Source organism: Thiomicrolovo sp. ZZH C-3, from assembly GCF_054862725.1.
Genome location: NZ_JBTKXX010000003.1, coordinates 192,099 through 204,743 on the forward strand (window position 1 = coordinate 192,099; position 12,645 = coordinate 204,743).

A 12,645-nucleotide genomic window follows, 5' to 3' on the forward strand; every position below is an offset into this window, starting at 1 on the left:
AAGAGGATGCAAGCGACGATCGTCATCGTTGAAGATGAAGAGGATCTGCTCGAACTGATCGAGTACAACCTGGAAAAAGAGGGGTTCGAGACGATCGGGTTCCTCAACACGAAGAATGTCCGCAGGGTGATCGACGAAGAGTCGGTGGACCTGATGATTATGGACCGGAACCTGCCCGGTGCGGAGGGGAGTGAATTCGTCGCCGCCCTGCGCAAAGAGGGGGTCCAGACCCCCGTCATCTACCTCAGCGCGAAAAACAAAGAGAGCGATATCGAAGAGGGATTCGTCCGCGGCGGCGATGACTACATGACGAAGCCCTTTAATATGAAAGAGCTTCTGCTGCGCATCAATGCCGTGTTGCGCCGTACCAAAGGGACCCCTTCGGAGGGGGTCGTGGCGTACCGGGACATTCTGCTCAACCTCGCGTCGCGGGAGGTGACCATTGAAGGCACCCCCATCGCACTCACCAAGCTGGAGTTCGACCTGCTCCATACCCTTATCTCCAACCAGAACGTCGTGCTGGACCGGGATTACCTGCTCGAACACGTGTGGGGCGGCGATGAGGTGTACCAGGACCGCACGGTCAACGTCGCGATCAACCGCCTCAAAGAGAAGATCGACCCTGACAAGAGCAAAGAGTACATCAAAACGGTACGCGGTGTAGGGTATACACTTTGCTGAAAATCCACCACTCCTTTGTCCTCCAGTTCCTCGGCCTCTTTGCGCTGATGGGGGTGATCGCCTCCTTCGTCGGCTACTTTACCCTTAAAGAGTCCGTCATCAGCGAATACGAGCTGCGTCTCAAGCAGGAGATCGGGCTGATCGAATACACTCTGCAGTATATTCCGGAACTCGAAGGCTACATCGCAGCGACGGCGCCGCGGATCGGCAAGCGCATCACCGTGATCGCTTCCGACGGTACGGTGGCGGCGGAGAGCGATGCCAACCGCGAAGAGATGGAAAACCATGCGAACCGGGAGGAAGTGATGGCCGCGGCCAAGGGCGGTTACGGTCAGGCCGTGCGCTTTTCCCGTACGATCGGCATCGACTTCCTTTACGTGGCCAAACGCATCGTCTGGAGGGGGCATACCTATACGCTGCGGCTGGCCGTCAGCCTCCAGAAGGTGCTCGACGACTTTTACACCCTGTTGTTCCGGCTCGCCACCGTGCTGGGGCTTCTGCTGCTCGTCGTCGTCTACCTCGCGGTACGGATGAGCAAAAAGATCCGTTATGACATTGAGCAGCTTTCGGTCTACCTTGAAGAGATCAGCGACAAAAACTACAAAGCCGTGGTCAAACCCCGCTACTTCACCGAGTTCCTCCAGATCTCGCTGCTGCTCAAGAACCTGGTGAAGAAACTGGCCAAGCGGGAGCGGCAGAAACGCAAGTATACGGCGCGGCTGCGCCTGATCAACAAGCAGCGCAACGACATCCTCTCGGCCATCAGCCACGAGTTCAAAAACCCGATCGCCTCGATCGTCGGCTATGCGGAGACGCTCTATGACGACCAGGAGATCGACGGCCGGATCCGCCAGCGCTTCTTGCAGAAGATCACGGCAAACGCCCAGAAGATCTCGACGATGCTCGACCGCCTGTCGCTCTCGGTCAAACTCGAGAACAATGACCTGGCCCCCTCGCAGAGCCGGTTTGACCTCTGCGAGCTTGCCGCCGAGTGCGCCAATAACATCACCAAGAAGTACACGGACCGCACCCTCGATGTTTCCTGCCCCGCCACGATCGTCGAGGCGGACCGTACGATGATCGACCTGGTCGTCACCAACCTGCTCGACAATGCGATGAAGTACTCCGAAGGGGCCGTCCAGCTGGAGATCAGCGAGGGGATGCTCTGGGTGCACGACCGGGGGATCGGGATCGCCGAAAAGGAGCTCGAGCGCATCAGCAGCAAGTTCTACCGCGTGGAGAAAAACACCTGGGACAACTCGATGGGGCTGGGGCTCTCTATCGTCAGTTACATCCTGGCCCTGCACGAGACGAAACTGCAGATCAGCAGCGTCGTAGGCGAGGGCTCCTCCTTCGGGTTCAGCATCGCGCCGCTGCAGCCCAAAGCGTCGGAAGAAACGCCGCGCGAAACCGAACCTCCCCAGGCGTGATCGGGCCCTGTCTTACGGGCTTTTCCCCGCTTCCGTAATTTTTCTGTAACAATTGTGACTTACTATTTCGCCCACTATATCAAGGGCATTCCCGCCCGATGAAGAGAGAAGAAAAGTTTGACGCTACTGATTGACAAACTGTTTGCGAATGCGACCCGCCTTGTTGCGGTGGCTATTCTGCTGCTCGTCGCCTGGATCTTTACGGTGCTTTTCCAGCACTCAACAGAAGCATTCGCCGCCTTCGGCTTCGATTTTGTCCTGGAGGACAAATGGGCGCCGAACCTGGAGAAGTTCGGCGGGTTCGCCGCGATCGCCGGTTCGGTGATCTCCACCTTCCTGGCAATGCTTTTCGCGGTCCCGGTCGCCATCGGGGTGGCGATTTTTCTGAGCGAGATCGCCCCGGCGAAGCTCAAATCCCCTGTCGGCGTCTCCATCGAACTGCTGGCGGCGATCCCTTCGGTCATCTACGGGATGTGGGGCCTCTTTTACTTCGTGCCGATCATCCGTGACATTTTCGGGGGTGTGGGCATCGGGATGCTGACCGCGGGGATCATCCTTGCGATCATGATCCTCCCCTTTATGGCGGCGGTGACCCGTGATGCGATGAACACGACGCCGGACATCCTCAAAGAGTCCGCTTACGCTCTGGGGGCGACAAAGTGGGACGTCATCAAAGACGTCGTCATTCCCTACGCGAAAGCGGGGATCATCGGCTCGCTGATCCTCGCCCTCGGACGTGCCGTCGGCGAGACGATGGCCGTCACCTTCGTTATGGGGAACGTCCACAAGATCTCCCTGGACATCACCGCGCCGGCGACGTCGATTCCCGTCACCCTGGCCAATGAGTTTACCGAGGCGGATACGGATCTGTACTTCTCCAGCCTCTTCGGACTGGCGCTGATCCTGATGGTGATGAGCTTCGTCATCATCGCAATGGCGAAGTTCTACTTTCTGCGCCGTACAAGGAAGGTAAAATGACCGCGATTCAAAAACGGCTTCTTGTCAACAAAATCGTCCTGGGGCTTTCAAGCCTTTCGGCCCTCGTGGGCATAGGGTTTCTCTTCTGGATCCTCTACGTCCTTGTCGCCAACGGCATCGATGCGATCAACTGGAATATCTTCGTCTTCGAAGGGGCCCCTCCGGGCTACGAGGAGAGCGGGCTTCGGCAGGCGCTGATCGGCCAGCTTATCCTGGTCGGCGTCGCCACGATCGTCGGGGTGCCCCTGGGGATCCTGGCGGGGACCTACCTCAGCGAGTACGGCCAGAAGTCGAAGCTCGCGGAGATCATCCGCGACATCTCCGATATCATGATGAGTGCGCCGAGCATCGTCATCGGCTCTTTTGTCTACGCTATCGTCGTCCTGCCGATGGGGCACTTCAGCGGCTGGGCCGGTATTGTAGCCTTGGCGATCATCATGATCCCGATCATTCTGCGCACCACCGACGACATGCTCCAGCTCGTCCCCTCGACCCTGCGCGAAGCGGCATTCGCCCTGGGCGCACCGAAGTACAAGGTGATCATGCAGGTCGTCTACCGCGGCGCGAAGGCGGGGGTATTGACCGGTGTCCTTCTGGGGATCGCCCGTGTGGGAGGAGAGACGGCACCGCTGCTCTTTACGTCGTTCAACGACAACTTCCTCAACTACGATCTCAGCGAACCGATGGCATCGCTGACCGTGACGATGTTCAACTATGCGACCAGCCCCTACGAGGACTGGCAGAAGATGGGGTGGGCCGCGGCGTTCATCCTCTCGATGTTTATTCTCGGCCTTAACATTCTGGGCCGTCTGATCCTACTCAAGAAAAAAGGGAGATAGCCTATGGCGACCGTAATCGATATTCCGACCGAAAAGGCGATCGAAGTCAACGACTTCAGCTTCACCTATGCCGGTGCGACTTCACCGAACCTCAAAAATATCTCCATGCCGATTGCCAAAAATTCGGTCACGGCCCTGATCGGACCGTCGGGATGCGGCAAAACGACCCTGCTGCGCTCCTTCAACCGGATGCACGACCTCTACCCGGGGAACCAGTATGACGGCAAGATCATGTTTGAAGGGCGCAATATCGTCGAGAGCAAAGAGGACCTGATCAACCTGCGTATCAAGATCGGGATGATCTTCCAGAAACCGACGGCGTTCCCGATGAGTATCTTCGACAATATCGCCTACGGCATGCGCCTGCAAGGCCTCAAGAACAAGACGGAACTCGCCGACCGCGTCGAGAAGGCGCTGCGCGACGCCGCGATCTGGGACGAGGTCAAAGACCGTCTGAAGCATGATGCGAACGGGCTCTCCGGCGGCCAGCAGCAGCGGCTCTGTATCGCCCGCGCCATCGCCGTCGAGCCGGACGTCCTGCTCTTCGACGAACCGACCTCGGCGCTCGACCCCATCTCTACCCAGGGGATCGAGAAGCTGGTCATGGAGCTGCGCGACCGTGTCACGATCATCATCGTTACCCACAACATGCAGCAGGCCGCCCGTGTCAGCGACTATACCGGCTTCATGTACCTCGGAGAGCTGATCGAGCTGAACAAGACCGACGAGATGTTCGTCACCCCGGCGGAAAAACTGACCCAGGAGTACATCAGCGGCAAGTTCGGCTGATCATCTTTTTCTTTACGGTATACGGGCAAAACAAGGGTACCGCTCGCGCAGCGATGTTTCCTCGACAGCCCGAATCCCTACGCTAACGCTGTGTTCTTTTCAGCAGAGAGCTCATACCCCGAGGGTACTTCTTTCAGGGTGCGTACAGTTGAACTGCGCTTTCTTTCGTTTAACTTCTTTTCTAAATATATTTTTTGATTTTATTACTGTTGTCTACGGTGCGGGCGCACCGGTCAGCGGATCATGTAGCCGATGCCGCGGACGGTTTTGATGTAGTCTTTGCTCTTGTCCGGATCGATCTTCTCTTTGAGGCGGTTGATGGCGACGTTGACCGTGCGCCCCTGGTAGCTGTCGCTTTTGCCCCAGACGCTTTTGAGCAGGTAGTCGCGCCGCAGCACCGTCGTGCGGTTCTCGATAAAGGTACGCAGCAGGTTGAACTCCAGTTTGGTCAGCTCGACGGGTATCCCGGCGATAAAGGCTTCGCGCGAATGCAGGTGCAGTTCGATGTCGCGGTAGGTGACGACCTGCTCCTCCTCTTCACCGCGGGTGCGGCGCAGCACGGCTTTGATCCGCAGGATCAGCTCGTCGATTTCAAAGGGCTTGGTGATGTAGTCATCCCCGCCCCGTAAAAACCCTTCCTGCACCTGGGCCTTGCTGTCTTTGGCCGAGAGAAAGATCACCGGGGTTTTCATCCCCTGGTAACGCAGCATCGCGATATATTCGCTTCCCTCGACATCGGGAAGGTTGCGGTCCATAATGATCAGGTCGACCGGCTCTTCGGTCAGGACCTGCTTGACATTTTTGGTATTGAGAAAACCGATGACATCGAATCCCTCTTTGGCCAATCGGTATTCCAGCAGTTCGAGAAGATCCGGATCGTCTTCAACAATGGTGATCATTGCTTTCATCTATATTACCCCAATAGTAACTTTGACGGAACAATATAAAAGATTGATTACGTAAGGGTTACGGCACCCTGTTTGAAAAAATCCATATCCAATCGGATGGAAAGGAACGCTGCAGGCCTCTGTTGTGTCCGTCGCAAAGATCCCGGTTTCAGAGCTGCGGGAGTATGGAAACCATATGGTTACAAAGAAATTACAGGGATGTTCCACCAATGTAATCAATGTTGCTGTTCTGTAATGCAGGCGTAATTTTTCTGTTTTACAATCCGGCCAAATTTCACGGAGATAGCACAATGAGAATTTCCAAAACGACAACCGCACTGACACTGAGCATGGTGACAGCGGCTGCTTTGAGTCTGACGGGATGTAATGACGTCAACAATACCTATAATTATGTCTTCGATAACAATACAAGTGATTCGGGAAGCACCACGACACCGACCGTACCCGTGGTAACGCTGACCGGGGCATACAATTACGATATGACACTGGATGCTGCCAACGTCTACGAGATCGACGGCGAAGTCACCTTCCTCGACGGCACGACACTGACGATTCCTGCAGGGACACGCCTGTACGGTAAAACGGGTGCATCCTACCTTGCGATCAACCAGGGGGCCAAAATTATCGCAGCCGGTACGGCGGATAGCCCGATCCTCTTCACCTCGAAGAACGATTTCCTCTCCGGATTTACGGAATCGAACGATATCCAGGGGGAGTGGGGTGGTCTCGCCATCTTCGGTAAAGCGAAAACGAATAAGGGCCTCGAGCAGTACGAAGCCGGCAACCATACCTTCGGCTGTGACGATTCGACGGTCATCTGTGACGATACGGATAACAGCGGTACGCTGAAATACGTCATCTTGAAACATACCGGCTTCGAGGTTGAAGTGGACAAAGAACTCAACGGCCTGAGCCTCGGTGGCGTAGGCAGCGGGACGGTTATCCAGAATGTCGCTTCCATCTCCAGCCTCGACGACGGCATTGAAATGTGGGGCGGTACGGTACAGATCGACAATCTTTATCTGTACAACAATGCCGATGACTCCCTTGACTGGGACCACGGCTGGACCGGGGGCGCCAGCAACGTCTACATCGAGCAGAATATCGTCGACGGTACCGGTTCGCGCGGTATCGAGTCTGACAACAACGGCGGTGCGGAAGTTTCAACGCCGATCTCCAACCCGGATATCGCCAATATCACCATCGTGACAGCCGTTGCCGGCGGACAGGGGATTGTCAACCGTGAAGGAACGGCGGGCTACATTCATGATGCGATCATTATTACGAACAACACGGGTAAAGCAGATATCGAAGTACGTTCCGAACAGACGCTCTATAACGGTTTGGCGTATCAGAACATTGTCGTTGCTCAGAGTGCCGCTCTTTATTATGCGGGTCACCTGGAAGACACGGCAGACAAGATCTACGGGGATACCAATGCCACGCAGGTCGAAGCGCTGGTTACCAACGGCATCAAAACGACGGAAACGGATCTGGCAACCCTGGAGACAAGCTACCCCGGTTACGGTGCAGACCGTACCGCGTTCAGCTGGGTCTACTAAAACCTTTCGCCGGAATCTGTTCCGGCACCTCTTCTTCCTTCCCATTAAATTTATTAAAATAGTAAAAAACAAAATAAAATACCATTTTCATATAACATCCAATTTTTTCTAATAGGTAACAGGATGGTTTCAATGTAATTAAAACGTAATTGAGCCGTTACGAAAATGATGCCGAGTCGTAGTTTTGCGGTAATGGAGCTTGTCTAGACTGTCGCCAACATTCTTTCAAGGAGAACCAATATGGCGATGAATAAAAAAGTATCGGCAATTGTAATGAGCGCAGCAACGGCTGCAGTACTGACTTTGAGTGGTTGCGGGAGCTCATCTTCCGGCAGTTCAACAACAACAACACCTTCTGTCGTTCTGACGGCGTCCACGGATACATCGACAGCGGTTTCCTTCGCATCTGCACAGACGCTGCTGACAACGATCCAGACGGCTCACCCGACTTACGGGGCAGATAAAACTGTCTTTGACTGGGTCAACCACGACTTCAGCGGCGCAGCCGGCAGACCGACTGAAACGCTGACAGGCGTCATCGGCACCGACAAAACACTTTCTGCGACGACGACATACCTGATTGACGGTGAAGTCAGTGTTGCTGACGGTGTCACACTGACCATCGAAGCCGGGACGGTTATCGTCGGTAATACAGGTGCATCCTACCTGGCGGTTGACCAGGGCGCACAGATCATTGCGCAGGGAACAGCTACCAACCCGATCCTGTTCACATCCAAGCAGGACATGGATGCCAACTACGGAGAGACACTTACTGTTCAGGGACAGTGGGGCGGTCTGAGTATCTTCGGTAAAGCGACGACAAACAAAGGACTCGAACAGTATGAAGCGGGTAACCACCAGTTTGGCTGTGATGACAGCACGGTGATCTGTGACGACAATGATAATAGCGGTATCTTGCAGTATGTCATCCTGAAGCATACCGGTTACGAAGTGGAAGTCGATAAAGAGCTTAACGGTCTCAGCCTGGGTGGTGTCGGTAGTGCAACAACGCTTGAAAACATCGCGTCCATTTCCAGTAATGATGATGGTGTTGAACTCTGGGGCGGTAAAGCGGCGATCACGAACCTCTACCTCTATAACGATGCGGACGACTCCCTCGACTGGGACCACGGCTGGACAGGTTCTGCTTCCAACGTCTACATTGAACAGAATATGGTTGACGGTACAGGTTCACGCGGTATCGAGTCTGACAACAACGGCGGCGGTGAAGAAGCGACACCGATCTCCAACCCGACGATTTCGAACATTACGATCATCACGGCTGTCGACGGCGGTCAGGGTATCGTGAACCGTGAAGGGACTGCCGGTGATATCTCCAAAGGTATCATCATTACGCAGAACGCTTCCAAAGCGAACGTCGAAGTCCGTTCTGCCCTGACACTTCAGCAGGGCCTGACGTACAGCGAGATGGCGCTGGCACAGTCTGCAGGACTGCACTTCAGCGGCCACCTGGAAGATACGGCAGACAAGATCTACGGCGACACTTCAGGCGAAGAGGTCAAAGCCCTCTTCAGCACGACTGTCGGTTATACTGCTCAGTAACACGCCTTACAAACTTCTTCCGGGCAGGGCGCCCGGAACCCCTCTTCCACTCTCACGATTTCAATGTTACCAAAATGTAATCTATGGGTAACTTTTAAGTAATGTGCTTTCTATACCCTTCCACATCTTAAATATTGTGTGGGGAATGCATAATGCCAAACGCTTTGAAACTCTGGTTGGCCGGTTCGTTGATCGCAGCATCGACACTGTCCGCAAGCACCGAGGAAAATATGGCCGCTTCACTGATGAAGCTTCGCGCCGAAGTCGAAAAACTGAACACGCAGATTCAGGAAGAAAAAGATGATACCAAAGCGACAATGCGTTCGCTCGTCATTGAAAAAAATGAGCTGGACGCGACGATCGGACGTGAGAACCTGAAGATCAAGCAGATCGAGCAGGAGATCGCCAAGGTCCGTCAGCAGATCGCTGCGGCGAGCAAGAACAGCGAGGGGATCAAACCCGTCGTCGTTGCCGCTATTGCCGAACTCAAAGCGCAGATCGCTTCCGAACTTCCTTTTAAAACGGCAGAACGCCTTGATGATGTCGCGGGGATCGAGTCCCAGATGAACGAGGGACTGATCACGCCGCAGAAGGCGATGGCCCAGGTCTGGAACAGTTACGCGGACGAAGTACGCATGACCAAGGAGAACGGCCTCTTCAAGCAGACGATCAAGCTCGACGGTGAAGACCGCCTGGCCGAGATCGCACGTCTGGGTACCGTTATGATGTTCTTCATGACGCCGGACGAGCGTGTCGGTTATGTGGCCAAAGACGCCAACGGCTGGTACTACAAAGAGTCCGTGAACAAGGCGGAACAAGAGCAGATCATCGCGCTGTTTGACGCGATGCATAAACAGATCCGCACCGGCTACTTTACCCTGCCGAATGCCATTGCAACGACGGAGGTGAAATAATGAAACGTATTGTCCTTATCCTGATGATGGCGGTCCTCTCCCTCTCCGCCGCGACAGAGACAGAGCTGCAGCGCGCCTATGCCAAAGAGTTCGCGTTCCTCAAAGCCCAGAAAGAGATGCTTCAGAAGCGCCTTTCACAGGTGAAAAAAGAGGATGCCGCCCGTATCGCATCTGCGAAAAAAGAGATCGCATCGCTGCAGAATGCCGTCCTGGTCAAGACGCAGACGTCCGACCGCCTTGCCGAGCAGCTTTTCCGCTCCCAGCAGAACGCCGAGAGCATCAGCGACGATACGGCACTGCTTGAGTCCGTCGCCCTGCAGGGACAATCCTCCCTCGCACCGTACGGCATCAAGCTTGCCATCGACAAGAACGATTACCCGGCGACACTGAACCAGCTCTTTGCAGAGACGCTGAAGCTCAGCCGTGATCTCTCTTCTGTCAACGTCACCGAGGGGAGCTTCTATCTCAAAGACGGTACGGAGCAGAAAGGCAAGCTCGTCAAGGTCGGTAACATCGCGACCTACGGTGTTGCCGAAGGCGCATCCGGCGTCCTGGTCCCGGCAGGCGGCGACAAGTTGAAGCTGTGGGACGCACCGGCGTCAGCAGCGACGGCGACGGCACTGGCTGCCGGCCAGATGCCTGCATCCCTGGAAATCTTTGTCTATGAGAACGTCTCCAAAGAGGTTGAGGACAAGGCGGACAAGGGCGTCATGGATGTGATTGAATCCGGCGGGATCATCGGCTGGGTCATTGTCGTGATGGGCCTGTTCGCACTCCTGCTCGTCATCCTGCGCGGCTTCTTCCTCAGCGGTGCCGCGTCCAAGACGCTGCCGGTGGCGAAAGAGACGCTGGTCGAGCTGCAGTCCAAGGGCGTCGAAGCGACCCTTAACTTCCTCAAGACCCGCAAAGGGGCGGCGGCCCGCGTCATGAAGGCGACAGTACGTAACCTCGACCGTGACCGCGAGCATGTCGAAGACATCGTTGCCGAGGCGATCATGCACGAGAGCGAACGTCTCGACCGTTACGGCTCGGCCATCATGGTCGTCGCCGCCGTCGCGCCGCTGCTGGGGCTTCTGGGAACCGTGACCGGTATGATCGCGACCTTTGACATCATCACCGAGTTCGGTACGGGTGATCCGAAACTGCTCTCCGGCGGTATCTCGATCGCACTCGTGACAACGGAACTGGGTCTGATCGTGGCGATCCCGCTGCTGCTGCTGGGCAATATGCTCAACGGCTGGGCGGAACGCATCAAAGACGGTATGGAGCAGTCCGCGCTGCACCTGATCAACGAGTATAACAAGCAGAAATAATGCAACCGGCACTCCAAAACCTTTTCGATCAGTTCCTGGTCTACATGCAAAGCGGCGGCTTTGTCATGTGGCCGCTGTTCGTGCTGGTCATTGTTTTGTGGTACGCACTGGGCTACCGCTTTCACGCCATCAAGCGCGGGTCGCAAAAGAGCGTGCGGGTTTTGATCCGCAAGTTCGACTCCGGGAAGCGTGAAGTGCCCCGGGGGCTTATCGACGGCGCGATCGTTGATGCCCTCAAAATCGTCAACGCGGGGTACCGCGGCACGGTCGGGCGCGAACTGATCGAGGATGCGTTTTTTGAATACCGTCAGGAACTCAAGAAATACCGCAAAACCGTCAATACCATTGTCATGGTCTCGCCGCTGATCGGTCTGCTGGGAACGGTAGCCGGGATGATCGAGACCTTCGATTCGCTCGGGAGCATGACGCTTTACAGCCAGGGCGGCGGTATCGCCGGGGGGATCTCCCAGGCACTCTTTACGACGCAGCTGGGGCTCGTCGTCGCCGTACCGGGCCTGGTCGTCGGCCGTCTGATCGACCGCCATTCGAAGATCATGGAACTCGAACTGGAACAGATCAAAGATATCGTCTGTTCGGAAGAAGAAGGAAAGTAAATGCGTTTTAGACAGAAAAAAGAGCTGGACCAGGCCGTCGATATCTCGCCGCTGATCGACATGGTATTTATTCTGCTGATCTTTTTCATGGTCAGTACGACCTTTGTCAAAGACATGAAGCTTGACCTTGAACGTCCGGGCGCCTCTTCGGCAACGCGGGCATCGAGCAAGGTGATCAAGGTCTACCTCGACAACCAGGCGCAGGCCTATATCGACAACCAGCCCATCAAAGTGTGGGCACTGCAGAGCAAACTGCGTGACATGCTGCGCACGTCGACGGAAAAATCCGTCCTGGTCGTGACCGATGACACGATCGCAGTAGAGAAACTGATCGAAGTCGTCGACCAGTGCCGCCTCTCCGGTGCGAAGGATGTTGCGGTCGCCACGAACAAAGAGGTCGGATAAGGTGCGCACCGCTTCCCCGCTGAAAAAACATGCGCTGGCGCTGCTGTGGAGCGTCTTCGGCCTCTTTTTCGTCTTTATCGTCGTGATCGAGATGAACAACGAGGGGTGGACGGAACCGCCGAAGAAGCAAGCCTCTTCGACGCAGTTCGATATGCAGCAGGTCGCCAAGCCCAAACCGAAGCCGAAGCCCAAACCGAAGCCGAAGCCGAAAAAGGTAAAGCCGAAGCGTGCCGCGCCGACGCCGAACCTCAGTTCGCAGCTCTCGGGCCTCGATACAGGGCTCGAAGCCTTCCAGGCGGATGATCTGCTCAGCGACGATGCGCTGCTGGGCGATGTCGGCAAGGATATGGTCATGACCGACGATACGGTCGACCAGGCGCCGCAGCCCTCCCGCCGCACGCCGATCGAGTATCCGAAAAAGGCGCGCAAGTTGGGCGTGACGGGGTACGTCCTGATGAACCTGCTGATCGACAAGCAAGGCCGTGTCGAAAAGGTCAAGGTGCTTGAAAGCGACCCGGCCGGTACGTTCGATGATGTCGCCGTTGCCGCGGTCAAGACCTGGGAATTCAAACCGGCACAGTACCAGGGCCAGTCAGTCAAAGTATGGGCGAAGCAGAAGATCCGCTTCGACCTCAATTAAGGAGGAGAA

Annotated in this window: 13 protein-coding genes; 12 read left to right on the top strand and 1 reads right to left on the bottom strand. The window is 55.8% G+C overall.

Annotated elements, in window-relative coordinates; translation table 11 throughout:
* Positions 1-6 precede the first annotated feature (6 nt).
* The 5 genes from ACXWTF_RS10835 (at position 7) to pstB (ending at position 4,717) form a co-directional block, all read left to right on the top strand.
* The gene (locus ACXWTF_RS10835) at positions 7-681 is read left to right on the top strand and encodes a response regulator transcription factor (RefSeq protein ID WP_461715007.1); all 675 of its coding nucleotides are present in this window, start codon (positions 7-9) and stop codon (positions 679-681) included.
* A complete protein-coding gene (locus tag ACXWTF_RS10840) occupies positions 675-2,111 on the top strand; it encodes a sensor histidine kinase (protein WP_461715008.1) in 1,437 nt (478 codons plus the stop codon). Before ACXWTF_RS10835 ends, ACXWTF_RS10840 begins: the two co-directional genes overlap by 7 nt.
* A 117-nt stretch (positions 2,112-2,228) precedes the next feature.
* Positions 2,229-3,089, top strand: coding sequence for a phosphate ABC transporter permease subunit PstC (pstC, locus tag ACXWTF_RS10845; RefSeq protein WP_461715009.1), 861 nt, complete (start codon positions 2,229-2,231; stop codon positions 3,087-3,089).
* Positions 3,086-3,928 (top strand): phosphate ABC transporter permease PstA, encoded by an 843-nt coding sequence (pstA, locus tag ACXWTF_RS10850; protein WP_461715010.1) that lies wholly within the window; start codon positions 3,086-3,088, stop codon positions 3,926-3,928. The genes pstC and pstA overlap by 4 nt, the downstream gene beginning before the upstream one ends.
* Before the next feature lie 3 nt (positions 3,929-3,931).
* Positions 3,932-4,717, top strand: a complete 786-nt coding sequence (gene pstB / locus ACXWTF_RS10855) for a phosphate ABC transporter ATP-binding protein PstB (RefSeq protein ID WP_461715011.1) — start codon at positions 3,932-3,934, stop codon at positions 4,715-4,717.
* Between the two features lie 233 nt (positions 4,718-4,950).
* Here the strand turns inward: pstB and ACXWTF_RS10860 are convergent, their stop codons facing one another.
* A complete protein-coding gene (locus ACXWTF_RS10860; protein WP_461715012.1) occupies positions 4,951-5,625 on the bottom strand; it encodes a response regulator transcription factor in 675 nt (224 codons plus the stop codon).
* 290 nt (positions 5,626-5,915) lie between these two features.
* Here ACXWTF_RS10860 and ACXWTF_RS10865 point away from each other — a divergent pair, with 290 nt between their 5' ends.
* The 7 genes from ACXWTF_RS10865 to ACXWTF_RS10895 all read left to right on the top strand — a co-directional run bounded on the left by ACXWTF_RS10865 (position 5,916) and on the right by ACXWTF_RS10895 (position 12,636).
* On the top strand, positions 5,916-7,187 hold the full coding sequence (locus tag ACXWTF_RS10865; RefSeq protein ID WP_461715013.1) for a hypothetical protein: 1,272 nt from the start codon (positions 5,916-5,918) through the stop codon (positions 7,185-7,187).
* Between the two features lie 240 nt (positions 7,188-7,427).
* On the top strand, positions 7,428-8,750 hold the full coding sequence (locus ACXWTF_RS10870) for an autotransporter outer membrane beta-barrel domain-containing protein (protein ID WP_461715014.1): 1,323 nt from the start codon (positions 7,428-7,430) through the stop codon (positions 8,748-8,750).
* Between the two features lie 164 nt (positions 8,751-8,914).
* Positions 8,915-9,664 (top strand): DUF3450 family protein, encoded by a 750-nt coding sequence (locus tag ACXWTF_RS10875; RefSeq protein WP_461715015.1) that lies wholly within the window; start codon positions 8,915-8,917, stop codon positions 9,662-9,664.
* Positions 9,664-10,977, top strand: coding sequence for a MotA/TolQ/ExbB proton channel family protein (locus ACXWTF_RS10880; protein ID WP_461715016.1), 1,314 nt, complete (start codon positions 9,664-9,666; stop codon positions 10,975-10,977). Before ACXWTF_RS10875 ends, ACXWTF_RS10880 begins: the two co-directional genes overlap by 1 nt.
* Positions 10,977-11,591 (top strand): MotA/TolQ/ExbB proton channel family protein, encoded by a 615-nt coding sequence (locus ACXWTF_RS10885; RefSeq protein WP_416768540.1) that lies wholly within the window; start codon positions 10,977-10,979, stop codon positions 11,589-11,591. Before ACXWTF_RS10880 ends, ACXWTF_RS10885 begins: the two co-directional genes overlap by 1 nt.
* Positions 11,592-11,996, top strand: a complete 405-nt coding sequence (locus ACXWTF_RS10890) for an ExbD/TolR family protein (RefSeq protein WP_231018928.1) — start codon at positions 11,592-11,594, stop codon at positions 11,994-11,996.
* A gap of 1 nt (position 11,997) precedes the next feature.
* Positions 11,998-12,636: an energy transducer TonB gene (locus ACXWTF_RS10895; RefSeq protein ID WP_461715017.1), complete on the top strand. Its 639-nt coding sequence runs from the start codon at positions 11,998-12,000 to the stop codon at positions 12,634-12,636.
* The last annotated feature ends 9 nt before the right edge of the window (positions 12,637-12,645 follow it).